This window comes from Pseudoxanthomonas sp. P4_B2 (assembly GCF_056402315.1).
In genome coordinates, this window is sequence record NZ_JBFUHQ010000004.1 from 93,010 (window position 1) to 117,348 (window position 24,339).

General features: G+C 62.9%; 21 protein-coding genes and 1 riboswitch. Of the genes, 20 read left to right on the forward strand and 1 reads right to left on the reverse strand.

From position 1 onward, the window contains the following. Positions 1-2 precede the first annotated feature (2 nt). From xpsI to AC1DTQ_RS11685, 15 genes are all read left to right on the forward strand, one after another. Positions 3-431, forward strand: a complete 429-nt coding sequence (xpsI, locus tag AC1DTQ_RS11615) for a type II secretion system protein XpsI (RefSeq protein ID WP_477850071.1) — start codon at positions 3-5, stop codon at positions 429-431. After that, on the forward strand, positions 428-1,078 hold the full coding sequence (locus AC1DTQ_RS11620; protein ID WP_477849789.1) for a prepilin-type N-terminal cleavage/methylation domain-containing protein: 651 nt from the start codon (positions 428-430) through the stop codon (positions 1,076-1,078). The genes xpsI and AC1DTQ_RS11620 overlap by 4 nt, the downstream gene beginning before the upstream one ends. Beyond that, a complete protein-coding gene (locus AC1DTQ_RS11625; RefSeq protein ID WP_477849790.1) occupies positions 1,075-1,929 on the forward strand; it encodes a type II secretion system minor pseudopilin in 855 nt (284 codons plus the stop codon). The genes AC1DTQ_RS11620 and AC1DTQ_RS11625 overlap by 4 nt, the downstream gene beginning before the upstream one ends. Then, positions 1,926-3,068 carry a PilN domain-containing protein gene (locus tag AC1DTQ_RS11630; protein ID WP_477849791.1) on the forward strand — a complete coding sequence of 381 codons (1,143 nt, stop codon included), beginning with the start codon at positions 1,926-1,928 and terminating at the stop codon, positions 3,066-3,068. Before AC1DTQ_RS11625 ends, AC1DTQ_RS11630 begins: the two co-directional genes overlap by 4 nt. Further along, the gene (gene gspM / locus AC1DTQ_RS11635) at positions 3,049-3,792 is read left to right on the forward strand and encodes a type II secretion system protein GspM (protein ID WP_477849792.1); all 744 of its coding nucleotides are present in this window, start codon (positions 3,049-3,051) and stop codon (positions 3,790-3,792) included. The genes AC1DTQ_RS11630 and gspM overlap by 20 nt, the downstream gene beginning before the upstream one ends. Next, a complete protein-coding gene (locus AC1DTQ_RS11640) occupies positions 3,782-4,591 on the forward strand; it encodes a type II secretion system protein XpsN (protein ID WP_477849794.1) in 810 nt (269 codons plus the stop codon). Before gspM ends, AC1DTQ_RS11640 begins: the two co-directional genes overlap by 11 nt. A gap of 9 nt (positions 4,592-4,600) precedes the next feature. Next, complete coding sequence (gene gspD, locus AC1DTQ_RS11645) at positions 4,601-6,787, forward strand: type II secretion system secretin GspD (protein ID WP_477849796.1); 2,187 nt, start codon at positions 4,601-4,603, stop codon at positions 6,785-6,787. A gap of 76 nt (positions 6,788-6,863) precedes the next feature. Further along, the gene (locus tag AC1DTQ_RS11650; protein ID WP_477849798.1) at positions 6,864-7,517 is read left to right on the forward strand and encodes a hypothetical protein; all 654 of its coding nucleotides are present in this window, start codon (positions 6,864-6,866) and stop codon (positions 7,515-7,517) included. Positions 7,518-7,543: 26 nt separating this feature from the next. Continuing rightward, a complete protein-coding gene (locus tag AC1DTQ_RS11655; RefSeq protein ID WP_477849800.1) occupies positions 7,544-8,404 on the forward strand; it encodes a glycosyltransferase in 861 nt (286 codons plus the stop codon). Next, positions 8,388-9,245 carry a glycosyltransferase family 2 protein gene (locus AC1DTQ_RS11660; RefSeq protein ID WP_477849801.1) on the forward strand — a complete coding sequence of 286 codons (858 nt, stop codon included), beginning with the start codon at positions 8,388-8,390 and terminating at the stop codon, positions 9,243-9,245. Before AC1DTQ_RS11655 ends, AC1DTQ_RS11660 begins: the two co-directional genes overlap by 17 nt. Before the next feature lie 585 nt (positions 9,246-9,830). Next, a complete protein-coding gene (locus tag AC1DTQ_RS11665; protein WP_477849803.1) occupies positions 9,831-12,983 on the forward strand; it encodes a TonB-dependent receptor in 3,153 nt (1,050 codons plus the stop codon). A 184-nt stretch (positions 12,984-13,167) separates the two neighbouring features. Next, entirely contained in the window at positions 13,168-13,926 is a 759-nt protein-coding gene (locus AC1DTQ_RS11670; RefSeq protein WP_477849805.1) for a SapC family protein, read from the forward strand. Positions 13,927-13,931: 5 nt separating this feature from the next. Further along, positions 13,932-14,954 carry a cupin-like domain-containing protein gene (locus AC1DTQ_RS11675; RefSeq protein ID WP_477850072.1) on the forward strand — a complete coding sequence of 341 codons (1,023 nt, stop codon included), beginning with the start codon at positions 13,932-13,934 and terminating at the stop codon, positions 14,952-14,954. Between the two features lie 53 nt (positions 14,955-15,007). Then, entirely contained in the window at positions 15,008-16,534 is a 1,527-nt protein-coding gene (locus AC1DTQ_RS11680) for a tryptophan halogenase family protein (protein WP_477849806.1), read from the forward strand. Between the two features lie 8 nt (positions 16,535-16,542). Continuing rightward, entirely contained in the window at positions 16,543-17,241 is a 699-nt protein-coding gene (locus tag AC1DTQ_RS11685; RefSeq protein WP_477849807.1) for a DUF6445 family protein, read from the forward strand. 237 nt (positions 17,242-17,478) lie between these two features. Here the strand turns inward: AC1DTQ_RS11685 and ettA are convergent, their stop codons facing one another. Next, positions 17,479-19,143, reverse strand: coding sequence for an energy-dependent translational throttle protein EttA (gene ettA, locus AC1DTQ_RS11690; protein WP_477849808.1), 1,665 nt, complete (start codon positions 19,141-19,143; stop codon positions 17,479-17,481). A 184-nt stretch (positions 19,144-19,327) separates the two neighbouring features. Between ettA and AC1DTQ_RS11695 the strand changes: the two genes are divergently transcribed. From AC1DTQ_RS11695 to AC1DTQ_RS11715, 5 genes are all read left to right on the forward strand, one after another. Continuing rightward, on the forward strand, positions 19,328-19,834 hold the full coding sequence (locus tag AC1DTQ_RS11695; RefSeq protein ID WP_477849810.1) for an RcnB family protein: 507 nt from the start codon (positions 19,328-19,330) through the stop codon (positions 19,832-19,834). Between the two features lie 106 nt (positions 19,835-19,940). After that, positions 19,941-21,194: a serine hydroxymethyltransferase gene (glyA, locus tag AC1DTQ_RS11700; protein ID WP_477849811.1), complete on the forward strand. Its 1,254-nt coding sequence runs from the start codon at positions 19,941-19,943 to the stop codon at positions 21,192-21,194. Between the two features lie 12 nt (positions 21,195-21,206). Then, a complete protein-coding gene (gene nrdR / locus AC1DTQ_RS11705) occupies positions 21,207-21,731 on the forward strand; it encodes a transcriptional regulator NrdR (RefSeq protein ID WP_310096056.1) in 525 nt (174 codons plus the stop codon). A 158-nt stretch (positions 21,732-21,889) separates the two neighbouring features. Then, positions 21,890-23,002, forward strand: coding sequence for a bifunctional diaminohydroxyphosphoribosylaminopyrimidine deaminase/5-amino-6-(5-phosphoribosylamino)uracil reductase RibD (gene ribD / locus AC1DTQ_RS11710; RefSeq protein WP_477849813.1), 1,113 nt, complete (start codon positions 21,890-21,892; stop codon positions 23,000-23,002). Positions 23,003-23,177: 175 nt separating this feature from the next. Beyond that, positions 23,178-23,939, forward strand: coding sequence for a class I SAM-dependent methyltransferase (locus AC1DTQ_RS11715; protein ID WP_477849815.1), 762 nt, complete (start codon positions 23,178-23,180; stop codon positions 23,937-23,939). Positions 23,940-24,046: 107 nt separating this feature from the next. After that, positions 24,047-24,219, forward strand: a riboswitch (FMN riboswitch). Positions 24,220-24,339 lie beyond the last annotated feature (120 nt).

The following is a 24,339-nucleotide window of genomic DNA, read 5'->3' on the forward strand; positions in this document are numbered from 1 at the left end:
CCATGCGTTCCCGTCGCCAGCGCGGGTTCACCCTGATCGAAGTGATCATCGCCTTCGCTCTGCTGGCGCTTGCGCTGACTTTGCTGCTCGGTTCGCTGTCCGGCGCAGCGCGGCAGATACGCACGGCCGACGACAGCGGGCGCGCGACCTTGCATGCGCAATCGCTACTGGCCCAGTTGGGCGTCGGTGGAATCCTGCAACCAGGCCGGAAGCAAGGCGTTTTCGAGGAAGGACGCTATCGCTGGACGCTGGAAATGGAGCCTTATATCGATCCTGTGAAGCGGCGTTCTCCGCAGGCCGTCTCTTCAGCGCCGCGTTTGCTGCAGGTGCAGCTGGAAGTGGAATGGGGCGATACCCCGGGCCAGCGGCTGCGATGGCAGACCCTGCGCCTGGCGCCTGCGGACATCAATGCTTCGGCGCTCGTGCCATGAACCGCAATGTCCGCGGCTTCACCTTGATCGAAGTGCTGCTGGCGACGGTGCTGCTCGCTGCGGGACTGGCGCTGGCCTTCGCCACTTTGCGTTCGGCCACGGCCATGGTGCAGCGTGGCGAAACCATCGCCCAGCGCAACGAACGCATCCGCGCGGTCGAGGGTTTCTTGCGCCGACGCATATCTTCGGCGCAGGCCATCGCTTTCGCCGTCGATCCCAACACGCAGAGGCAATATCGCTTCGTCGGCGAAGCGCAGCGCATGCGTTTCGTGGCCGATCTGCCGGACTATCTGGGTCGTGGTGGACCCTATTTGCACGATCTGGTCGCGGCCGACGGGGGCAGCCGGCTGCTGGCTTCATTCGCCATGGTCCAATCCGGACAGGCGGTGCGCGAGGCGCAGCCGCGGCCACCGGAAATCCTGGCCGATGATCTGCGCGCCGTGCGCTTCCGTTATCGCGGACTGGACCAGGAAAGCAAACTGGGCGAATGGCAGGACCGCTGGACTGCCGCCGAATCCCTGCCGCTGCAGGTGTCGATCGATATCGAGTCAGCCGATGGCCAGCGCTGGCCTGGCCTGATCGTCTCGCTCGCCCAGGGCAGCGGCCTGGACAATGGACTCGGCGAGGGCCTGGAGCCGCCCCCATGAAACGCGAACGCGGAGCCGCCTTGTTACTGGTGTTGTGGCTGATCGCCCTGCTTACGGCCTTGATCGGCGCGTTTGCCCTGACCGCCCGGGTGGAGGCCCTGCAGGGAAAGATATTGAGCGGCGGCGCCAGAGCCCAGGAGCTGGCGCGGGCGGGAGTGGAGTATTCGTTGGTGCGGCTGGCCGACACCGAACCTACCACCCGCTGGTTGCCGGACGGGCGTAGCTATCGATGGAGCTATGCGGGCGGCGAGGTCGAACTTCAGATCGTCGATGAAACCGGCAAGGTGGATCTTAACCAGGCCGGGGCGCCCTTGCTCACTGCGCTGATGCAGGCCGTGGGAGCGGAACGTGAACAGGCCGAGCGTATCGCTGCCGCCATTCTCGACTGGCGCGATCCCGATCCGCTTACCCAGGTCAACGGTGGCGCGGAAGATCCGGACTATGCGGCGGCGGGGCGGCCTTATGGGGCGAAGGATGCGCCCTTCGAAACCGTGGCCGAGGTCGAGCAGGTCTTGGGCATGACTCCCGAACTGTATGCCCGGCTGGAGCCTTCTTTGACTCTCTTCAGCGGTCGCGGCGAACCCGATCCCACTTACGCGCAGGCGCCAGTGCTGGCGGCGATGGGGTTGGATCCGACTGCCTATCTGGCGCAACGCAAGGCTCCCACGCCCGGTACTGGCGCAGCGCAGCTCGTGGGCGGAGGCAGCGGCACGTATAGTATCGACAGCCGCGCACGGCTGGACGATGGCCGGGTTGCGGTATTACGGACAGTGGTGCGTGCGGGTAGCGGCTCGGTACCGGGTTCGGTGTATACCGCGTTGCGCTGGCAGGAAGGAACGGCACCCCAATGACGACCACGCAGGAAAATCCGTCGCTGATGCAGGGCATCCGTCGTTACGGAGCCGGAGCGGGCGGCTTTTTCCGCTGGTGGAAGCAGGCGCTGCTGTCGTGGCTGCCTTTGCGCTGGCGCGTGTTATTCGGACTGGCCAGCAATCGCCTGCTGTTTTCCCAGGTCGGTGACCAGTTGCGCTTGCAGGTCCAGGACGCCGAAGGCCTGCATGAGATCGCCTGGCTGCCGTTGCCGCTGACAACGGCCGAACTGGATGCCGTGCTCGGCAACCGCACCGGCAAACTACCGCGCTGGCTGCTGCTGCCGGCGGCCAGCGCCCTGCAGCGCCGCCTGTTGTTGCCCGCCGCGGCGGCCGAGCGCCTGCGCGACGTGGTCGGCTTCGAGGTCGACCGCCAGACTCCCTTTACCGCCGACGGCGTGCGTTTCGATGCGCGCGTGCTGGAACGCCGCGCCGACGGTCAACTGGATACCGAACTGATCGCCGTTCCGCGCGCGCGCTTCGACGTGGCGCTGGCGGAACTGGGTGGCTTGGCAGGATCGCTGGCGGGCGTGGACGCCAGCGACGCAAGCGGCCGGCCGTTGGGCGTCAACCTGCTTCCGACGGAAATACGCCGCGGCAGCCGCGATGCGATGCGGACCTGGAACTGGGCGCTGGGAGCGATCGCGCTGCTCGGGATAGCCACTGCGTTCTGGCAGGTTCTGGATAACCGGCGGGATGCCGCGGAAGCCTTCACCAAGCAGGTCGAAGCCCGTGCCACCCAGGCCCGGGCCGTGGCCGCCGAGCGCCAGCAGCTGGTCGATATCGTGGAAGGCGCCGCCTTCCTGGACCGCGCCCGTGCGGCGCGTCCCACCACCGTGGAGATCCTGGACGAACTCAGCCGCCGGCTGCCGGACAATACCTATCTGGAGAAAGTCGGAATAGAAGGCGACCGCCTGCTTCTGATCGGCCTGAGCCCTGAGGCCTCGGCGTTGGTCGGGCGAATGGAAGGATCGCGGTTGTGGCGCGCACCCGCCCTCAGCGGCGCCCTGCAGCCGGATCCGCGGACCCGGCTCGACCGTTTCAGCCTGACTGCCGACCTTGCCACCGCACCGAAGCCGGCTGCCAGCACGGGAGCCGCCAATGGCGCTCGCCAGCCCTGATCACAGCCGCAGACCTGATCGCGACCGCTGGCTGGCGCTGGGATTGCTGCTAGCGGCGCTTGTGCTTGCCTATCTGCTGCTGGTGCATCCGCTGTGGACGGCGCCGATGCTGGAAGTCCAGGACCGCATCGATGGCGCGCGCGAGCGCGAACTACGCGTGCGCACCCAACTGCAGCAGGCACCCGAGATAAAAAAGGGGTTGGCCGCCGCGATGGCCCAGCAATCGCAACGACCGGGCTTTCTGCCCGAAGCCACGTCGGAACTGGCCACCGCAGGATTGGTGAAACGCTTGGAGACAGTGGTGCTGGAAGCCAGCCCCGGCAATCGCAGCTGCGCGATCACCAATCGTTCTCCGCTCGCGCAACCCGGTAGCGAGCGCTTCGCGGCGGTGGTGGTGCAGGTACGTCTGAGTTGCGGCACGCCGGAGCTGGCCTCCGTCCTGTATGCCCTGGAAAGCGGGACGCCGCGCCTGTTCGTGGAAAATCTGAATGTGCTGAGCATGGGCTATTCGTTCATGCCGGGGCAGTCCAGCGCTGGGTTGGATGTCAGTTTCGATCTGTACGGTTACTTGCGTCCGCCCGGCGCGTCCGTATTGCCTGTATCGCCGTCGCCGTCGCCGTCGCCGTCGCCGTCGCCGTCGCCACCAGCACCACCACCAGCACCACCAGCACCACCAGCCAATGCGCCTGCGCCCGCCCTGCCGGGAGCAATCGATGCGAATTGACTCTTTCGGACCGCGCAGCTGGTTGCTGGCCGCGCTGGCCGGCTGGGCATTGTTGGTGTGGGTGCTGGCCCTGTTCGGTCTGGGCGGACAGATCCGTCCGCTGCCGGATGATCCAAGCCTGCTCAGCGCGTTGCCGAAGCTTCCGCAGCAGGTGCCGGAACGTCTCGGACCGTTGGCGCAATATTCCGAAATCGCCGCGCGTCCTTTGCTTTCCCAGAACCGCAAGCCGCAAGCTTTTTTCATCTCAGGTCAGGAAGGCGGCGAACAGCCGCAGACCTTCGATTTCGTCCTGACCAGCGTGCTGATTACGCCGCAGCTGCAGATGGCGATCCTGCAACCAACAGGCGGCGGAGAAGGGGTGCGGCTGAAGATCGGAGACGCGCCTGAAAGCGCGCAAGGCTGGCGTGTGTCCGAGATTCATCCGCGCAGCGTGGTGATCGAAGGACCGGAGGGACCGCGCACGTTGGAACTGCGGGTATTCGACGGACTAAGCGGTCAACCTCCCAGCGCGACGCCCGCTTCGCCCGGATCGGGCGCACCGATTCAACCTCCGGGGCCGGGTACCGCCGCGCCTCCGCCTGGCTCGCCGATCATGGCCACACCCACGCGGCCCATGCCGGTGCCGCCTGCGGGCAACGCCAGTCCGGCACCCCAGCCGGGCGGTGAGAACGCGCCCCAGGCCGAAGCCCCAATGACCACCGAACAACAGATGGAAGCGATCCGCAAGCGCATCGAAGCGCGGCGCGCGCAACTGCGCCAGCAGGGCCAAGCCCCGCCTCCCCCGAACAAGACCAAGTAGAGTGCCGGCATGAAGTCACGTTTGATCCTGGTATCCCTTTTGACCGGCCTGTTGGCTGCATGCGCCAGCGTGCCCACCCCCGAGGTGCGGCGTCAGGCCGATCTCAACCGCGCCGCTGGCGTAGGAGAGGCGCAGACCTCGCCCTTGAACTCGGTCGAAGAACCCGAGACCGGCCCGCAGGCCGTAATCCGCCGCGGCAATGGCCAGATGATCAACCGCAGCGCCGCGTCCGCGCCGCCGCCTTCGTTGGCGGGGATGAGCGGCGGCGGGGCCAGCTTCAATTTCGAAGGGGAGTCCGTGCACGCGGTGGTCAAGGCCATCCTGGGCGACATGCTGGGCCAGAACTACGTGATCGCGCCCGGCGTACAGGGCACCGTCACCCTCGGCACGCCCAAGCCGGTTTCCCCCGCGCAGGCGATGACCTTGCTGGAGCAGGTGCTGGCGCAGAACAACGCGCGCATGGTCTACAGCGACGGCCGCTACAACATCATGCCGGCCGATCAGGCTTTGGCCGGAACGCTCGCGCCGCGCACCGGCCCTGCTTCCAACGCGCGCGGTTTCGAAGTGCGCGTCGTGCCACTGCGTTTCATTTCCGCAGGCGAAATGAAGAAGGTGCTGGAGCCCTACGCGCGTCCCAACGCCATCGTCGGCATCGATTCCACCCGCAACGTCATCACCCTGTCGGGCACGCGTAGCGAACTTGAAAACTATCTACGCACGGTCGAGATCTTCGACGTCGACTGGCTATCGGGCATGTCAGTGGGCGTGTTCCCGCTCGAATCCGGGCGCGCCAGCAAGGTGGTAGCCGATCTTGAGAAGGTGTTCGGCGAAAGCAGCAAGACGCCCAGCGCCGGCATGTTCCGCTTCATGCCGCTGGAAGGCGCCAACGCGGTGCTGGTCATCACTCCGCAGGCCTCTTATCTGGATCAAATCCAGGACTGGCTGGAACGCATCGATGGTGCCGGAGAAAGCTCGCGTCTGTTCTCGTATGAGCTGAAATACATCAAAGCCAAGGATCTGGCCGATCGCCTGGCCGAAGTCTTCGGCGCCGGCCGCAGCGGCAATGGTCAGGAAACCGGCGGCAACTCGCCGGCCTCGCTGATGCCTGGCACCGACCCGGTCTCCATCAAGGATGGTGACAATGGCGGCAGTGTCGATTTTGGAGGCAACAATTCCACTGGCGATGCCTCTTCCTCCTCATCGGGTGGCGGTCTGGGAAGCGGCTCGCTGTCGCTCAACCAGCGCAGCGGCGGCAATGGCAGCGTCACCCTGGAGGTCGAAGGCGACCGCGTCGGCGTTTCCGCCGTCGAGGAAACCAATACGCTATTGGTTCGTTCCAGCAGCTCGGCCTGGAAATCGATCCGCGACGTAATAGAGAAGCTCGATGTGATGCCCATGCAGGTGCATATCGAAGCGCAGATAGCAGAGGTCAACCTGACTGGCGACCTCAGTTACGGCGTTAACTGGTATTTCGAGAATGCGGTCAATGCGGCTGCGCCCGGCGGCGCGGGTTTGCCAAGTGCTTTGGGTCGGGGCATCTGGGGCGACATTTCCGGCAGCATCACCGGCAGCGCCGGCCTGGGTTGGACCTTCTTGGGCAAGAACGCGGCGGCGATCATCACCGCACTCGACGAAATCACCGATTTGCGGTTGTTGCAGACGCCTTCTGTCTTCGTCCGCAACAATGCCGAAGCCACGCTCAATGTAGGCAGCCGGATTCCGATTTCCTCGGTTACGGTCAACCCCGGCGTCGGCGGCGACAGTACCTATAGCCAGGTGCAATACCTGGATACCGGCATCATCTTGAAGGTGCGGCCGCGCGTCACAAAGGACGGCATGGTCTTCCTGGATATCGTGCAGGAAGTGAGCACGCCGGGCGACATTCCCGACGATAACGGCAACGTCCGCATCAACACGCGTCGCCTCAAGACCGAAGCCGCCGTACAGGCCGGTGATACGGTAATGTTGGCGGGATTGATCAGCGATTCGACATCGCATGGCTCTTCCGGCGTACCAGGGCTTAGCCGCATTCCCCTCATTGGTTCGTTGTTTGGCCGGAAAACACAGAATACTGGCCGCAGCGAAGTGATTATCCTGCTGACGCCCACTATCGTGCGCAACCCGCAGGAAGCACGCGACCTCACCGACGAATACGGACAGAAGTTTCGTGCCTTGGAGCCGCTGAATAAGAAATAGGAGAAGTGTTATGGACTAACCTTCCTGGAGTCTCTCTAAAATTACTTTTACACATTTCGAATAAGGATGATCGAACATGAACATTGTTAGGCGCTCTATTTTTTTTCTCGCGATTCTCGTTGCACCTCTGACATCTTTTGCGCAGGTTGCGAACGGTGACTTTGCTAGCGGGCCTGCATCATGGAGCTGGAATAAAGCTGTGTTTGCGGGAGCACTTTTTGGCCCGGATTGCTCCACGGCTACCTATGCAAGCTTTAGTCCAAGCACTTCAAGCGATACTCCCAATTCTGGATCTTCGCCTGCATCAGGGCGGATTGCTAGATTGAATGACTCCATGCCTTACGGAGCAGGTAGTTGGTATGTTTGTCGCAAGATTGAGCAAACAGTCTTTGTTCCACCGAACAAGAATCTAAAGTTCGACATTAGAATTGGTGCAGAGCTTACTTATACAGTGCCATGGTCTTTTAACGACATGACGGTTTCCATAATTGCTTTTGATGCGAGCACAGGCTCTGAAATCACAATTTACTCAGAGACCGGGAAAACGAGTCGCTGTGTTGTTAACTCCAGTTGCCCGGTATTTGTGTCTCGCTCCGTAGGTGTGAGTCAGTATGGCGGCAAAAACATCAAGCTCACGGTAAGGGGGGCGACAAGTGGAGCGAATAACCAGTTCGGACAGATGACTATCGAGCCAACGCCTGCATGGATAGACAATCTAAGGTTTGAGTGAGTGCATGGGTGCCGCCACCTGTTCTGATGGCGGCACCTCCAAATGTTGTAGAGAGCCTTATAAGATTGATTATTTTGTTGCCAGTCGGCGTTGACGATGATGCCCTTGACGCTTGCCTCGGCGCACTGGATGCCGGCACGCCAAAAGGAACGTGCATCTGGCTGGCCGATGACGCGCAGGCGGGCCCTCGCGGCACCGCCATTATCGAAAGATGGTTGAAACGCACGCCATTGCAAGCCGATTACACGCGCCGTCAGAGCATGATCGGCGAAGTCGCGCATCTGGACGAAATGCTCAACGTCTGCGCCGGCGCCGACGTAGTGGTGCTAGCGCCCGATGCGCAACCGTTACCCGGTTGGCTGCAGCAACTGTCGGCCTGTTTTTCCCGCGACGCCTCCATCGCCAGCGCCACTCCCTGGTGCAACGCGGGCGAAGCCGCATCGTGGCCGCGCCTGGGCGAGATCGCCGAGGCACCGCGCGATCTCGAACGCACCGCCGCCGCCTGCGCGGCCATGCCGCCGCTGCATCCTGAGCTGCCTTCTGCGGTCAATCACGCGGTCGCGCTGCGCGGAAGCGCGCGTCAGCGCGCGGGCGGTCTCGACATGAGCAGCTACGCCTCTTGGTACGCGGCGTTGATCGACCTGTCGTTGCGCATGTCCGGCCTCGGCTGGCGAAATGCATTGTGCGAAACCGCCTTCGTCGCACGTGGCGGCGAAGGCTTGCCCGCCGATGGCGACATGGAGGCGCTCAACGCGCGCTGGCCGGCCTGGCACGCACGGCTGGCGAACTTCCTGATGCAGGATCCGTTGCGCGAACCACGCGAAAGATTGGCCGCGCTGTACGCAGAAACCGGATCGCCGGAGCCGCAACGTGAACTCTTCTCCTGACCGCGACGGCATCGCGGCCATCGTGGTCAGCCACGAAAGCGCGAGCACGCTGGAAGACTGTCTGCTGCGCTTGCGCGCCGCGCGAGACGTGGTGGAAATCCGGGTGATCGACAATGCCTCGCTCGACGGCACGCTGGACATCATCCAGCGCCATGCGACGAAGGACGCGCGCGTGCGCTTTGTCGGCAATCCCGACAATCCTGGGTTCGCGGTCGGCTGCAATCAAGGCGCGAAGGAATCGACCGCGCCGTGGCTGGCCTTCGTCAATCCCGATCTGCTGGTCGAACCGGACACGCTGTTGCGCCTGCGCACACACGCCGAAGCGGTAAGCGGCGATTCGCTGCTCGGCGTGGACCTAGTGGACGAAGCGGGAGTCCACGACGAAGCGGCGCGACGGCGCGATCCTGATTTCGGGGCGATGCTGTCCTCGCCCGGACAAGCGGCAAAACTCGGGTTGCCATGCGACGGAGCGGTAAGCCTGCAACCAGTGGATGCCGTATCGGGAGCGTTGATGCTGATGCCGCGCGCCTTGTTCGATCTGCTCGGCGGTTTCGATGAGGGTTATCGCCTGCATGCCGAAGATCTCGATCTCTGTCGACGCGCGCGCGCGGCCGGCGCAGTCGTGGCGGTGGCCAACGATATCCGTGTGGTGCACGTGCGCGGCGTCTCCAGCCGCTCGCGTCCGGCATTCGTCGAGTGGCACAAACATCGCGGTTTGTGGCGCTACTTCCGCAAGTTCGAATCGCCGCGACGAAACGCGCTGACACGCCTAGGCGTGTGGTGCGCGATCTGGGCGCATTTTCCGATCGCGCTTTACAAAAAACTGATCGCCTCGGGCTGAAGCTCCTCGCAAAGCGCAGTTTGGCGACCGCCTAGCGTCGTGAGCCGAAACCGTTACGGTTGCAAGTAATCATTGGTCGACGTCAGCGCTGTCGAGAATCGCAGTGGCCATGCGCCTGAAAACGCTTTCACAAATCACCGCGTACGACCGAAACGGCGAAGGTTAAATTTTCGTGCTGCACTGCACGGTGACACTTCAGAACGGCCATGTTATCTCTGGCTCCGCGATATGTTAGCGCTATCACTTTGCGTCGCAACGACACGAGCCATCCACTGCGTCGATAGTGTGGAAGGTCGCTAGCAGCGCCGCAGTCGCATGGGCTCATTGATTCGCCGGGGATAGATTCGTAGTCGACTTAAACGGGCGTTGCATATACCGATTCGGAAGAAACAGGTTGTGGCTGGTATGTGCTCAGGGGGAGCGATGACATTCATCGACTGAAGCAATAGGGAGGGGTACTCAGATCGGAAATTGCAATGTCGGTGCCTCGCGCTGACGACAACCGCGGTAAAGGCCAAAGCCGCATCACATGCCGTGAAAGACTTGCCATTTGGCCGCTCCACTACAGTGCTGAGGACATAATTCATGAAGTCGAAGCGATTCAAGTCGAAGGCCATGTTCACCTTCGTTGGCGGCGTGCTGATCATCAACCCAGCTTTCGCCCAGGACAAACCTGCGCAAGACGCAACGGCGCAAAGCACGCCGGCGCAGGAAACGCAGCAGCAAGCGCCGGACGAGGCGACCACGCTCGATACGATTGTCGTCACCGGCATCCGCAGCAGCCTCAATCAGGCGATGGGAGTCAAGCGCGATTCCGCCGGCGTGGTCGATGCGATCAGCGCCGAGGACATCGGCAAGTTCCCTGACACCAACCTGGCCGAGTCTTTGCAGCGCATCACCGGTATCTCGATCGAGCGCCGCGATGGCGAAGGCGCGCAGGTCACCGCGCGTGGTTTCGGCCCGCAGTTCAACATGGTCACCCTCAATGGCCGCCAGATGCCGGGCGCAGACGCCTTTGGTGCGGCCGGTCAGGTAGCGATCGGCGGCGTGGATGGCGGTACCCGCGCGTTCAACTTCGCCCAGCTTGCAGCCGAAGCGATCAGCGGCATCGAGGTCTACAAGACCGGCCAGGCGCAGGTTCCAAGCGGCGGCATCGGCGCGACCATCAACATCCTGACCGACAAGCCCTTCAACCATGAGGGCATTGTCGCCAGTGCCGGCGTCAAGGCGGTCTCCGACCGGTCGCAGCCGTTCGAGAACGACATCACCCCGGAAGTGTCCGGTATCTTCAGCTTCACCAATGCCGACAAGACCTTCGGCATCGGCGTCAGCGCCAGTTCGCAGAAGCGCAAGGGCGGCTCGGTGCAGGCGACCGAGAACTACTGGAACGTCCAGCCGTGGACCGGAACCATGCCCGGCAACCCGACCGTAGTGAACGCGCCCGCCATCGGCGCTCTCTACGCCCGTCCCAACGACTTGCGCTACGCCTTCTCCGAGTTCGAGCGCGAGCGGGTCAACGGACAGGCGGTGGTGCAGTTCGCGCCGACCGACAGCCTGACCCTGACCCTGGACTACACCTACTCGACCAACGAAATCACCGAGAATCGTGGCGAGCAAAGTATGTGGTTGCAGAACAGCCAATACACCAACATCGAGTTCGACACCGGCGGCGCGGTGGCCACCCCGGTCTACATCCGCGAAGTCGCCGGCACCAAGGACTTCGGCCTGGAACAGCAACGCAGCATGCAGAAGTACAAGCTGGGCTCGCTGGGCTTCAATGCGGTGTGGGATGTCAGCGACGACTTCCGCTTGAGCTTCGATGCGCATAACTCCAAGAACGAGAGCCGGCCGAATGATCCGCTGACCGGCGGTGGCTCGATCTTCGCGAGTATCGCGGGCACCAACAATTGCACCACCGGCCCGCACTGCGGTGGGTCATGGGTACAGGAGCTGTTCTTCAACGACGGACTGCCACGGGGCTCGCAGACCTGGTATCCGAGCACCGCGGACGCGGTGGCCGGTACCAACGGTGTCGTGAACCCTGGCTTTGTCGAGGGCGAAATCGGCTCGCAGGTGCTGCGAATCAACGCACAGACCCAGGTCAGCGAGATCAAGCAGGGCCGTATCGACGGCGAATGGACTTTCGACAGTGGCCGTTTCCAGTTCGGCGTTGACAGCTCGAAGTCTTCGACCCACCGGCTGCAGGCTGCGGAGAACTATTCGACTCTGGGCGACTGGAGCGTTGCCAACGTGGATAGCGACGTTGCCAATGGCCTGATGGATCTGATCAAGCCGTACAACATCGCGGGTCTGTTCAATGATTACAACGTCAGCAGCAGCAATGGCGCGTGGCGCGGTGATGCCGGCGAGTTGGCGCAATGGGCCGCCGACAACTACGGTGCCGGCATCGGCGTGAGTGCGCAGAACGCGGCCGACAACCGCGTCGAGGAAAACACCAAATCGGCCTACATGCAGGTGCAGTTGGAGGGCGAGCTGGGCGGCATGCGGACCAATACCCGCATAGGCGTGCGCTATGAAACGACCAAGGTGGTTTCGACCTCGGTCATTGCCATCCCCGAAGCCATCGAGTGGCAGGCCAACAACGATTTCCGTATCGTCCTGTCCGATGAGCAGCAGCCGTTCAGCGAAAAGTCCAGCTACAGCTACATTCTGCCCAACCTGGACTTCAGCATCGACTTCACCGACCAACTGAAAGGCCGCGCTTCGTTCGGCAAGACCATCGCCCGCGCACCTTTCGGCAATCTATACGCCGGTCCTGGCGCGCAGCAACCGAGCGGTTCGATTCTTATCGACCCGTCCACCCGCGCCAGCGGCAACGCGCAGAACCCGGGCTTGAAACCGCTGGAATCGGACAACCTCGACTTGGCTTTGGAGTGGTACTTCGCCGATGCCAGTTATGTCTCGCTGACTTATTGGAACAAGTCGGTGGCCAACTTCATCGGCAATACCGTGGTCCAGGAACCGTTGTACGGACTAACCGATCCGACCAGTGGCCCGGATGCGCAGACCGCTTTGGCCTTCCTGACAAGCGCGGCCTGCGTCACCCAGGTCGGTGCGGCCAACGCCGCGGCCTGTTCAGCCAACGACACTTCGTTGTTCACCGCGCTGGCGCTATTGCGCAACGATCCCGCCGGGTTGGCGGCCTTCAACGGTACCGGTGCGCAGCAACTGGCGACGGAAAACGCGTACAACCTAGTCGGCGAAGCCGACGATCCGCTGTACATGTTCAACGTCAACCGTCCGGTCAACCAGAATCAGGCCAAGCTGCACGGCTTGGAACTGGGCGGCCAGTACTTCTTCGGCGACAGCGGTTTTGGCGTCCTCGCCAACTACACCAGCGTCATGGGTGACGTGGGCTTCGACAACGGGGGTGACCCTGCCATCGACCAGTTCTCACTGACAGGACTGAGCGATACCGCCAACGCCATATTCATGTACGAGAAATACGGCTGGTCCGTGCGCCTGGCCTGGAACTGGCGCGACGAGTACCTGATCCTGTCCAACCAGGGCGGTAGCCGCAACCCTTACTACGTCGAAGAGTATGAGCAGTGGGACCTGAGCGTGAACTACGCGCTCAACGATCACTGGTCGTTCGGCTTGGAAGGGATCAACCTGACCGGCGAAGACGTGCGCTGGCACGCCCGCACCGACAAGCAGATCGTCAAACTGGCCGACCAGAGCCCGCGGTACATGCTCGGGGTGCGCTACAAGTTCTGAGTTCAGCGACATCCCCCTCCGGACGTCGCCAAAAGCGGGACCGCTGCGAAAGCAGCGGTCCCTTTTATTGAGGGCCGCGGCGCAAAAGGTTTCCGCTTGCCGGCGTGAGGTTTTTCTGCAATCGTCGCCGTGGCTCAAGTCGCATACGTTCACAAGTCGCATACGTTCAATCGCTGGAACCGAGATGGCACGCTACGAACTGCTCAACAACGTGACGCACAAGGACCTGCGCGTGATCACCGGCTTCGGCCGTCAATTCGGCGACGACATCGGCATGGTGCTGGCGTTTCCGAGCGAATACGCCGAGCTGCAAAGGGAATATCCGATTTTCTTCCGCAAGGACGGCGACACCGGCCAATGGCAATCGGTGGCGCTGCTTGGGTTCGAACAGCATGAGAACTTGTTTTTACAAGACGGCCGCTGGAATGCCGCCTATCTGCCGGGCGCCGTCGCCAAGGGACCGTTCCTGATCGGTTTCCAGGAGCAGCGCATCAATGGCGAATTGCGCAAAGAGCCCGTCATGCATGTCGATCTGGAACATCCGCGCGTCAGTTCCAGCGAAGGCGAGCCGGTATTCCTGCCGCACGGCGGCAACAGCCCCTACCTGCAGCATATCGCCGACGTGCTGCGCGGCATTCGCGACGGGGTTGAGTTCGGCACCGCCATGTTCGCCGCGTTCGATTCGATGGCGCTGATTCAGCCGGTTAATCTGGACGTGCAACTCGACGACAAACACCGCGTCAATGTGAACGGCCTGTACGGCATCGACCGCGAAAAACTGGCCGCGCTCGACGCCGAATCGCTGCTGCGCCTGAACCAGGCCGGCTTCCTCGAAGGCGCTTATCTGGTGCTGGCTTCGCTGCACAACATGCGCCGATTGATGGCGGAAAAACAGCGCCGCTTGCGAGAGCAGGACGCTGCGACGCCCGAACACGCAGCGTGACAGCCATGGTAGAGGCGGCAGGCGACATCCGCGTGATCGAAGGTTGCCTGCCCGATGCGCTGCCGTTAGACGAATTGCTGGCGGCGGGGCAGCCGGCAGTGCTGAAAGGCATCGCGCGTGGCTGGGGGCTGGTACGGAGCGGGCAGGAATCCACGCAGGTGGCGATGGCCTACTTGCGCGGTTTCTATAACGGCAGGCCGGTGCAGTATTCCTACGGTGGTCCGGAAGTGGCCGGGCGTCCGTTCTACAACGACGACTTCACCGACTTGAATTGCGAAGTAAGGCGCGGTGGGCTCAATCAGGTACTGGATGAAATCGCTGCGCACGCTGACGACGTGCATCCGCCCACCTACTACATGGCATCTCTGCCGATTGAGGGTTGCCTGCCGGGCTTTCGGGCCGCCAACGATCTCGATTTCGCCGCGCACGGCGTGCAGGCGCCGCCGAGCATCTGGATCGGCAACCGCGTTACCGCGTCTTGCCATTACGACGCGCCGAACAACATCGCCTGCTGCACGGTCGGGCGGCGGCGCTTCACGGTATTTCCGCCGGAGCAGATCGCCAATCTTTATCCGGGGCCGCTGGAACCGACACCCGGCGGGCAAGCGGTCAGCATAGTGAATTTCTCCGCTCCCGACTTCGAACGTTATCCGCGCTTCCGCGAAGCGCTGGCATGCGGGCAAAGCGCACTCTTGGAGCCGGGTGATGCCATCTTCATTCCCAGCATGTGGTGGCACCATGTGCAGGCGCTGGATGCGTTCAACGTACTGGTCAATTACTGGTGGAGCAGTTCGCCTGCTTACCTCCCCACGCCGATGCACGCGGTTTACCACGCGCTATGGACGATTCGCGACCGGCCGGAAAGGGAGAAGCAAGCCTGGCGCGAAATCTTCGAGTACTACGTGTTCGGCCCGGCCGAGCGTGCGGGCGAGCATTTGCCGGAAGCCGCGCGTAACGTGCTGGGACCGATCGACGAAACGCTCGCGCGGCAGATCCGCGCGATGCTGATTGGAAAGCTCAATCGCTGAGGACGCGGATGAATGCGTCGTGCCGGCATCCTAATCAAAAAGGGGAAGGTGATTTGGACAAGTTCGAGAAAGGACAAATACGCAAGGTAGTGATCGCCGGCGGCGGCACCGCGGGTTGGATCGCCGCTTGCGCGCTGTCGCACCAGTTCCGGGACCGGCTGGAAATCACCTTGATCGAGTCGGAACAGATCGGCACTGTCGGCGTCGGCGAATCGACTGTGCCGCCGATCCGCACCTTCCATCGTTTCCTGCAGATCGACGAGCAGGAGTTCCTGCGCGCCGTCGCCGGCACCTTCAAGCTTTCCATCTCCTTCGAGAACTGGCGCCGGCCGGGCGAACGTTATATCCATCCTTTCGGAACCACCGGGCAGAGCACGCTGGCCTGCGGCTTCCATCACTTCTGGCTCGATAGTTTGCGCCGCGGCATGCAGTCGGAACTGGGCGATTTTTGTCTGGAAACCGTCGCTTCGCGCGGCGATCAGCTCTCGCTTCAAACACAGCCACAGGTCAACTACGCCTACCATTTCGATGCGAGCCTGTATGCGCGCTTCCTGCGCCGCATTTCGGAGGGCTACGGGGTTAAACGCGTCGAGGGCAAGATCCACGAGGTCAGGCAGCACGCGGAAAACGGGTTCGTCGAAGCGCTGGTGCTGGAAGACGGGCAGGTCATCGAAGGCGACTTGTTTATCGACTGCACGGGCTTCCGCGGGCTGCTGATCGAGCAGACCTTGAAGACCGGTTACGAAGATTGGAACCACTGGTTGCCCAGCGACCGCGCCGTGGCGGTGCAGACCGAATCGATCGGCCCGCCGGTGCCGTATACGCGCGCTATCGCGCACGAAGCCGGCTGGCGCTGGCACATCGCGCTGCAGCACCGCGTCGGTTGCGGGCTGGTTTTCTCCAGTCGCCACATGTCCGACGACGAGGCGCGAGCCAAGCTGCTGCGCGAAGTGGGCGCGAAGCCGATCAAGGATCCGTGGCTGGTGCCGTTCCGCACCGGCCGCAGGCTGAAAGCTTGGAACAAGAACGTAGTGTCGCTGGGTCTGGCCAGCGGTTTCATCGAGCCGCTGGAATCGACTAGCATCCACCTGACCATCAGCGCCGTGGTGCGCCTGATCCAATTGTTTCCTTTCGACGGCATGGCTCCATCGCTGGTCGATCTCTACAACGACGTCAGCCGCGCGGAAATGGAACACGTGCGCGATTTCATCATCCTGCATTACCACGCCACCCAGCGCGACGAACCGATGTGGAAAGAATGCCGCGAGATGGAATTGCCCGAATCGCTGGCGATGCGCCTGCGCGCCTGGCGCGAGCGCGCGCACGCATGGCAGGGCGCGGACGAATTGTTCCGCGTGGATTCTTGGACGCATGTCCTGCTGGGGCAGGGCGTCCAGCCCGAGCAGCACCACCCGCTGACGAGGGGGTTGCCGGATCAGGACATGCGCAAGCTGTTGGATTCGATCCGGCAGCCTATCGACCGCGCGGTCGCGCAGATGCCTTCGCAACAGGAATTCATAAACAGTTATTGCAAAGCGTCGCCCGAGGTGTGGGGAACGAGGCCGGCGACGACGACCTAGGAAGATCGATGCTCCTGCACCGACATCCCGGCCTACGCATCAGCAAGCTGTCGATCGGCGCGGAGGGAGCGCCGTTGCTGGTCATCGATAACCTGGTCTCCGATCCCGGCCGGCTGGTGCGCAAAGCCGCGCGCAGCCACTTCGTCGGGCAGACGTCGATGTTTCCCGGCATCCGCGCGCGCGCGCCGCTGTCTTACGAACATTTCCTGCAAGAAACCCTGAATCCGTTGCTGTCCGATTGCTTCGCCATGGAGCCGGGCAGGTTCGTGTTCCCGATGTGCCACTTTTCCTTGGTAACGCTGCCGCCGCAGAAGCTGTCGTTCCTGCAGCGCGTGCCGCACATCGACTCGGTGCGCAGCGATGGCTTGGCCACCGTGCATTACCTGTTCCAGGGCGATTGGAGAGGAACCGCTTTCTACCGGCACCGGCGCAGCGGTTTCGAATACATCGACGAACGGCGCAAAGATTCGTATTTCCGTTGTCTTGAACAGGAGAGCCGCGACAGCGAAGCGACCGGTGAAGGCTATATCGACGACGACACGGCGCTATTCGAACGGGTCGCCCATGTGGAGGGTGTGTTCAACCGCATGGTGGTCTACCGTCGCAACTCGCTGCATTCGGGTCGCATCGACAACACCAGCATCCCGCCCGCCGATCCGCTGACGGGTCGGTTGTCGATCAATACCTTCATTGACGTGGTGGCGTGAGGGAAGTCAGATAACCTCAACAAAGGATCGTCATCCCAGCGGAAGCTGGGATCCATTTTGATCTTCGCGGGAATCTCGGCAGCCAAGCCGCATCGCTGGATCTCCGCCTTCGCCGGGATGACGCATTGGCAAAGCCGCGTTAACGCGCGAGCTAACTGCTGAAGCGAAAGTCGCTGGATCCCCGCCTTCGCGGGGATGACGCATTGGCAAAGCCGCGCTGGCGCGCGGGCCAATGCGTCACTTCAGAGCCTTGAACCTCAACCGCTTCGGCTGCGCGCCTTCTGCGCCCATGCGACGTTTCTTGTCGTCTTCGTACTCGCGGTAGTTGCCTTGGAAATATTCCACATGTGAGTCGCCTTCGAAGGCGAGGATGTGGGTGGCGATGCGGTCCAGGAACCAGCGGTCATGGGAAATGACCACCGCGCAGCCCGGATATTCCAGCAACGCGTCTTCAAGCGCGCGCAGGGTTTCCACATCCAGGTCGTTGGACGGTTCGTCCAGCAGCAGCACATTGCCACCCTGCAGCAGGGTCTTGGCCAAGTGCAGACGGCCGCGCTCGCCGCCGGACAGCGTGCCCACCATCTTCTGCTGGTCCTGGCCCTTGAAGTTGAAGCGGCCGATATAGGCGCGCGACTGGATCTCGATGCCGTTGATGTTGAGGATGTCGGCGCCGCCGCTGACTTCCTGGAACACGTTGTGGTTGCCGGTGAGCGCGTCGCGGCTCTGGTCGACATAGGCGATCTTGGTGCTGGGACCCTTGATGATCTCGCCCTTGTCCGGCACTTCCTGCCCGGTGATCATCTTGAACAGCGTGGACTTGCCCGCGCCGTTGGGGCCGATGATGCCGACAATGGCGCCGGGCGGAATGATGAAGCTCAGGTCGTCGATCAGCAGACGGTCACCGAAGCTCTTGGACACGTTCTTGAACTCGATCACCGACTGGCCCAGGCGCTCGCCCGGCGGGATGAAGATCTCGTTGGTCTCGTTGCGCTTCTGGTATTCGACCGAGTTCAGTTCCTCGAAGCGCGCCAGGCGCGCCTTGCCCTTGCTGCGGCCGCCCTTGGCGTTGCTGCGCACCCATTCCAGTTCCTTGGCCAGCGCCTTCTGGCGCGACTTCTCCTGGTTTTCTTCCTGTTTCAGGCGCTCGCTCTTCTGTTCCAGCCAGGCCGTGTAGTTGCCTTTCCACGGAATGCCCTTGCCGCGATCCAGTTCCAGGATCCATTCGGCCGCGTTCTCAAGGAAATAGCGGTCATGGGTCACCGCCACCACGGTGCCGGTGTAACGGGTCAGGAACTGCTCCAGCCATTCCACCGACTCAGCGTCCAGGTGATTGGTCGGTTCGTCCAGCAGCAGCATGTCCGGCTTCTGCAGCAGCAGCTGGCACAAGGCTACGCGGCGCTTCTCGCCACCGGAGAGCTTGCCGATGACCGCGTCCCACGGCGGCAGGCGCAGCGCGTCGGCGGCCACGTCCAGCTGATGTTCCAGGGTATGGGCATCGTTGTTGGCCAGGATGGCTTCCAGGCGCTGTTGTTCGGCGGCCAGCTTGTCGAAGTCGGCGTCTTCTTCGGCATAGGCTTCATAAATCTTGTCCAGCGCGGCCTGGGCCTTCAGCACTTCGCCCACGCCTTCCTCCACGGCCTCGCGCACCGTGTGTTCTGGGTTGAGTTGCGGCTCCTGGGCCAGATAGCCGACCTTGATGCCCGGCTGGGGCCGCGCCTCGCCGACGAAGTCCTTGTCCACGCCGGCCATGATCTTCAGCACGGTGGACTTACCGGCGCCGTTCAGGCCCAGCAGGCCGATTTTGGCGCCAGGGAAGAAGGACAGGGAGATGTCCTTGATGATTTGGCGTTTCGGCGGCACGGTCTTGCTGACGCCGTTCATGGTGTAGATGTATTGCGACATGGAATCTCCGAGTGACGCTGCCGTGCCCGCACAGGGCTGCACGGTGGGGGAAAATAGGGAATGGGCGAATTATACCGGCTGGCTGGCGTCTTAACGGTTTTCTACGGCGCCGGTTTGGCAAGATTCCATTCAGTGCGGTAGGACGATATTCGCCTTAAGTTCCCACGCACCAGAGGTATGCACCATGCGTCACGCTATCAAGACAGGCCTGTCGCTTTTGTTCGTCATGACGGCCTTGGCCGCCGCTCCCGCGATGGCACGGGATCACGGCCGTGGCCATGATCGCGACGATGATCGCTACGGCTACCAGGATCGCGGCGACCGCGACCATAACCGTTACGACGACCGTTACGACGACCGCAAGCACCGCCGTGACCGCGACTACGGTTATTACCGCGACGACCGCCGCGGCGACCGCTATTACCGTCCGTATTACCGCCCGGCGCCGCGCGTGGTCTATCGCCCTGCCTACCGGCCTTCGTACCACCCCGGCTATGGCCCCCCGCGCTGGGCCAGGGGCGGGCGCTACTACGACCGTGGCTACGGCCCCACCTATGTAGTGCGCGACTACTACGATTACGGCCTGCGCGCGCCGCCGCGCGGATACTACTGGCGGCGTAGCGACGCTGGCGATTTCCTGCTGGTGGCTATCACCACCGGCATCATCGCGGACCTGATCCTGGGACATTGAGGGTTGGGGTGGCCGGAACGCCCGGAAGCGCGCCGAAAGGCGCGCTTTTTTGTGGCCGTGGGGGCAGGGGGCTACAATCGGCGACCCATTCCCCTCCGGAGCACCGATGTTCCCGCGCAACGCCCGTATCGAAGGTTACGACCCTGAACTGGCCGCGGCTATCGCGTCCGAGAACCGCCGCCAGGAAGACCACGTCGAGCTGATCGCGTCGGAGAACTACTGCAGCCCGCGGGTAATGGAAGCGCAGGGCAGCCAGCTGACCAACAAATACGCCGAGGGCTACCCCGGCAAACGCTACTACGGCGGCTGCGAATACGTGGATATCGCCGAGAAGCTGGCCATCGACCGGGTGAAGGAGCTGTTCGGGGCCGACTACGCCAACGTGCAGCCGCATTCGGGTTCGCAGGCCAACCAGGCGGTGTACTTGGCGCTGCTGAGTCCGGGCGACAAGATCCTTGGCATGTCGCTGGCCCACGGCGGCCACCTGACCCACGGCGCCAAGGTCAACATCAGCGGCAAGCTGTTCGACGCCATGCAGTACGGGGTCGACGACCAGGGCCTGATCGATTACGACGAAGTCGAGCGCTTGGCGCTTGAGCACAAACCGAAGATGGTCGTTGCCGGTTTCAGCGCTTACTCGCAGAAGATCGACTGGGCGCGGTTCCGCGCCATCGCGGACAAGGTCGGCGCGTATCTGTTCGTGGATATGGCGCACGTCGCCGGTCTGGTCGCTGCGGGCGTGTATCCCAATCCGCTACCGCATGCGCACGTGGTCACTTCCACCACCCACAAAACCCTGCGCGGTCCGCGCGGCGGCATCATCGTTGCGAAAGGCGCTGGCGAAGAAATCGAGAAGAAGTTGCAGAGCATCGTCTTTCCCGGCATCCAAGGTGGGCCGCTGATGCATGTGATCGCGGCCAAGGCGGTGGCCTTTAAGGAAGCGCTGGAGCCGGAATTCACCGCCTACCAGCAACAGGTCGTCAAGAACGCGCAGGCGATGGCCAAGACCATCATCGCGCGCGGCTACAAGATCGTCTCCGGCGGCACCGAGAACCATCTAATGCTGGTCGACATGATCGGCAAAAGCGTGACCGGTAAGGCCGCCGAAGAAGCGCTGGGCAAGGCCCATATCACGGTCAACAAGAACGCTGTCCCCAACGACCCACAGAAACCGTTCGTGACCTCCGGCCTGCGCATCGGCACGCCGGCCGTCACCACCCGCGGCTACCTGGAGCCGGATTGTGTAGCGCTGGCGAACTGGATCTGCGATGTGCTGGACAATCCAGCCGACGAAAAGGTCATTGCGGGCGTGCGTGAGAACGTGACCAAGCAGTGCGCGCAGTTCCCGGTTTACGGGTAATGCCTTCCTAGCATGCATTGCCCCTTCTGCCAGCACACAGACACCCGCGTCATCGACTCGCGCGTTTCCGAAGACGGTGCGACGATCCGCCGTCGTCGCGAATGCGAGGCCTGCGGGGAGCGTTTCAGCACGCTGGAGACGGTCGAACTCAAGTTGCCGGTGATCATCAAGGGCGATGGCCGGCGGGAAGCTTTCGATACGCGCAAGTTGCGACTCAGCATGGACCGTGCGCTGCATAAGCGTCCGGTATCGGAAGAACAGGTCGAGGCCTCCGTGCGCGCCGTCGTGCACCAGGTTCGCATGAGCGGCGAGCGCGAGCTTCCTTCGCGCAAGATCGGCGACTTCGTGATGGCGGAAATGCGCAAGCTGGACCACGTGGGCTACGTGCGTTTCGCTTCGGTCTACCGCAGCTTCGAAGACGTGGCCGACTTCCGCGAGGAAATCGAAAAACTGGAACGTGATCTGCCCACCGCTAGCGGCCAGCTGCCGCTGCTGGGTGCGGATGTGGTGCCGATCGATAAGAACAAGAAGCGCTGACTGAGCACAACTGCAACCCTTCTCCCGCATGCGGGAGAAGGTGCCCGAAGGGCGGATGAGGGTGCGGCCGAGTCCAGATGCCGGCACTTTCCGGACTCCGCCGTACCCTCACCCCAACCCCTCTCCCGGCGGGAGAGGGGCTTCAAAGGCGAAGCTGCATGACCACGGCATTCACCGCCACCGATCACCTCCTGATGGCCCGCGCCCTGCGTCTGGCCGAACGCGGCGCCTACACCACCAAACCCAATCCGATGGTGGGCTGCGTCATCGCCCATGGCGACGAGATCGTGGGCGAAGGTTTTCATCAGCGCGCCGGCGAAGCGCATGCCGAAGTGGTCGCGTTGCAGGCCGCGGGCGCCCGCGCCAAGGGTGCGACGGTCTACGTCACCCTGGAACCTTGTGCTCATACCGGCCGCACCGGTCCGTGCGCGGACGCATTGATCGCAGCCGGGGTGGCGCGCGTGATCGCCGCCATGCGCGATCCATTCCCGCAGGTGGACGGCGTAGGTTTCGACAAGCTGCGCGCCGCCGGCATCGCAGTGGAATCGGGATTGATGGAAGCCCAGGCGCGGCACCTCAATCGCGGTTTCCTGTCGCGTATCGAGCGCGGTCGGCCCTGGGTGCGTATCAAGTTGGGCACCAGTCTGGATGGGCGCACCGCGATGGCCAGCGGCGAATCCAAATGGATCACCGGCGAGGCTTCGCGCCTGGATGTGCAGAAGTGGCGCGCACGCGCGGGCGCACTGATCACAGGCGCCAATACCGTGCTGATCGATGACCCTTCGTTGACCGTGCGCCTGGGCGACGACACGCCTTTCGTGGCGCCGCTGCGGGTGGTGCTGGATCCAGGCCTGGCCACGGTCGCCCGCGGCAAGGTGCGCGACGATTCGGCGCCCACCCTGTATATCCACGCGCCGGACATCAAGCCTCCGCGCGATCTCCATGTCGAACGGGCCACCGCACCGGTGCAGGACGGCTACTTCGATCTGGAGGCCGTGCTCAAGTTGCTGGCGGCACGCGGGATCAACGAAGTCCAGGTGGAAACGGGCGCGACTCTGGCTGGCGCTTTCGTCGCTGCGGGGCTGGTTGACGAAGTGCTGCTGTACGTCGCGCCCGTGTTGCTGGGCGAACGCGCGCGCCCGTTATTCTCCGGTCTGGGCATCGATGCCATGGTTCAACGCGCGCGACTCAGGGTCGTGGATGCGCGAGCGATCGGCGAGGATCAGCGTTTGCTGCTTGTGCCTATCAAGGCCGAAAGTACGCAATCCTGACGTCCTCACGACGTCATTCCACGCGTAACGTCATCCCAGCGAAAGCTGGGATCCATTTTGACTTTAGCCCTTTGCGCGTCGCAGGTGGGCGCGAAAATCAAGATGGATCCCAGCTTTCGCTGGGATGACGTCGGTAAGATGCGATGTCGCAGCGAGTACCAGAGGTCTCGTCTCAATGACAACCTTCAAAGACCACTTCTCCCAAGTCGCCGGTGCTTACGCTAGCTGGCGCCCCACTTATCCTGATGCTTTGTTCGACGCCATCACCGCAGTCGTGCCTGGCAGTGCCGAAGTGTGGGAACCCGGTTGCGGCAGCGGCCAGGCCACCCGCGGACTGGCTGCGCGCTTCGCCCATGTCTTCGGTACCGACCCCAGCGCCGCACAGATCGAGCAGCATTGGGCGAACGAGGCGAAAGCCGCCAAGGTGCAGGTAGCGGTGGAGCCGGGCGAAGCGACGTCGCTGGCCGACCGCAGTGTCGGACTCATCGCCGTCGCCCAGGCCCTGCACTGGTTCGACCGCACGCGCTTCTTCCCCGAATGCGATCGTGTGTTGCGGCCAGGTGGCGTACTGGCTGCTTGGACTTACCAGGACATGATGTTTTCCGACGACCTCACGCCGGCAGCCGATGCGTTCCGTGCGCAGATCGAATCCCACTGGCCGTCGGAACGCGCCCAGGTGGACACCGGTTACGCGGGCTATGACTGGCCGTTTCCGGCATTGTTCGCGCCAGCGCTATGGCTGACAGCCGAATGGAACCTGCCGCAGCTGCTCGGTTATTTGGGCAGCCTTTCCGCCACCGCGCGCTGCCGTGCCGCCACTGGGCGTGATCCGGTCCAAGAACATGCCGAGGCGCTGGCTTCGGCCTGGGGCGAACCCCTGCGCGAACGCACCATGCGCTGGCCGCTGATCCTGCATTTGCGCCAGAAACCCCTGTAAGAGCGGGCCCTGCTCGCTCCTACAAAGGCGGGTGGAACGTAGCGTCCGGCCGTCTGCACTTGGCCCGAATGCTAGAATCCGCCCGTCGGCTCGCCGGCAATACAACGTAACGTCTTCAGGGCGGGGTGCGATTCCCCACCGGCGGTAGGTCTTAGGCGCACGCGCCGAAGATGAGCCCGCGAGCGCCTCCGGCCATCGCTTTCGAGCGGATGCGGGAGGGTCAGCAGATCCGGTCCGATGCCGGAGCCGACGGTCATAGTCCGGATGAAAGAAGACAGTCGCACGCGGCCTGGCGGTCGCGTCGCTTCGTGCCCTGTGGGCGTTTTTCGCATTCACTTCGCGGGAAACGGCTCATGCCCACTGTAATCATGTCCACAGCAACCAAATGCTCGCATGCCGC

What these genes read in the sequence shown, in the direction of transcription:
- xpsI (WP_477850071.1), top strand. Translation starts at nt 3, where the DNA reads ATGCGTTCCCGTCGCCAGCGCGGGTTCACCCTGATCGAAGTGATCATC.
- AC1DTQ_RS11620 (WP_477849789.1), top strand. Translation starts at nt 428, where the DNA reads ATGAACCGCAATGTCCGCGGCTTCACCTTGATCGAAGTGCTGCTGGCG.
- AC1DTQ_RS11625 (WP_477849790.1), top strand. Translation starts at nt 1,075, where the DNA reads ATGAAACGCGAACGCGGAGCCGCCTTGTTACTGGTGTTGTGGCTGATC.
- AC1DTQ_RS11630 (WP_477849791.1), top strand. Translation starts at nt 1,926, where the DNA reads ATGACGACCACGCAGGAAAATCCGTCGCTGATGCAGGGCATCCGTCGT.
- gspM (WP_477849792.1), top strand. Translation starts at nt 3,049, where the DNA reads ATGGCGCTCGCCAGCCCTGATCACAGCCGCAGACCTGATCGCGACCGC.
- AC1DTQ_RS11640 (WP_477849794.1), top strand. Translation starts at nt 3,782, where the DNA reads ATGCGAATTGACTCTTTCGGACCGCGCAGCTGGTTGCTGGCCGCGCTG.
- gspD (WP_477849796.1), top strand. Translation starts at nt 4,601, where the DNA reads ATGAAGTCACGTTTGATCCTGGTATCCCTTTTGACCGGCCTGTTGGCT.
- AC1DTQ_RS11650 (WP_477849798.1), top strand. Translation starts at nt 6,864, where the DNA reads ATGAACATTGTTAGGCGCTCTATTTTTTTTCTCGCGATTCTCGTTGCA.
- AC1DTQ_RS11655 (WP_477849800.1), top strand. Translation starts at nt 7,544, where the DNA reads ATGGCGGCACCTCCAAATGTTGTAGAGAGCCTTATAAGATTGATTATT.
- AC1DTQ_RS11665 (WP_477849803.1), top strand. Translation starts at nt 9,831, where the DNA reads ATGAAGTCGAAGCGATTCAAGTCGAAGGCCATGTTCACCTTCGTTGGC.
- AC1DTQ_RS11670 (WP_477849805.1), top strand. Translation starts at nt 13,168, where the DNA reads ATGGCACGCTACGAACTGCTCAACAACGTGACGCACAAGGACCTGCGC.
- AC1DTQ_RS11675 (WP_477850072.1), top strand. Translation starts at nt 13,932, where the DNA reads ATGGTAGAGGCGGCAGGCGACATCCGCGTGATCGAAGGTTGCCTGCCC.
- AC1DTQ_RS11685 (WP_477849807.1), top strand. Translation starts at nt 16,543, where the DNA reads ATGCTCCTGCACCGACATCCCGGCCTACGCATCAGCAAGCTGTCGATC.
- ettA (WP_477849808.1), bottom strand. Translation starts at nt 19,143, where the DNA reads ATGTCGCAATACATCTACACCATGAACGGCGTCAGCAAGACCGTGCCG.
- AC1DTQ_RS11695 (WP_477849810.1), top strand. Translation starts at nt 19,328, where the DNA reads ATGCGTCACGCTATCAAGACAGGCCTGTCGCTTTTGTTCGTCATGACG.
- glyA (WP_477849811.1), top strand. Translation starts at nt 19,941, where the DNA reads ATGTTCCCGCGCAACGCCCGTATCGAAGGTTACGACCCTGAACTGGCC.
- nrdR (WP_310096056.1), top strand. Translation starts at nt 21,207, where the DNA reads ATGCATTGCCCCTTCTGCCAGCACACAGACACCCGCGTCATCGACTCG.
- ribD (WP_477849813.1), top strand. Translation starts at nt 21,890, where the DNA reads ATGACCACGGCATTCACCGCCACCGATCACCTCCTGATGGCCCGCGCC.
- AC1DTQ_RS11715 (WP_477849815.1), top strand. Translation starts at nt 23,178, where the DNA reads ATGACAACCTTCAAAGACCACTTCTCCCAAGTCGCCGGTGCTTACGCT.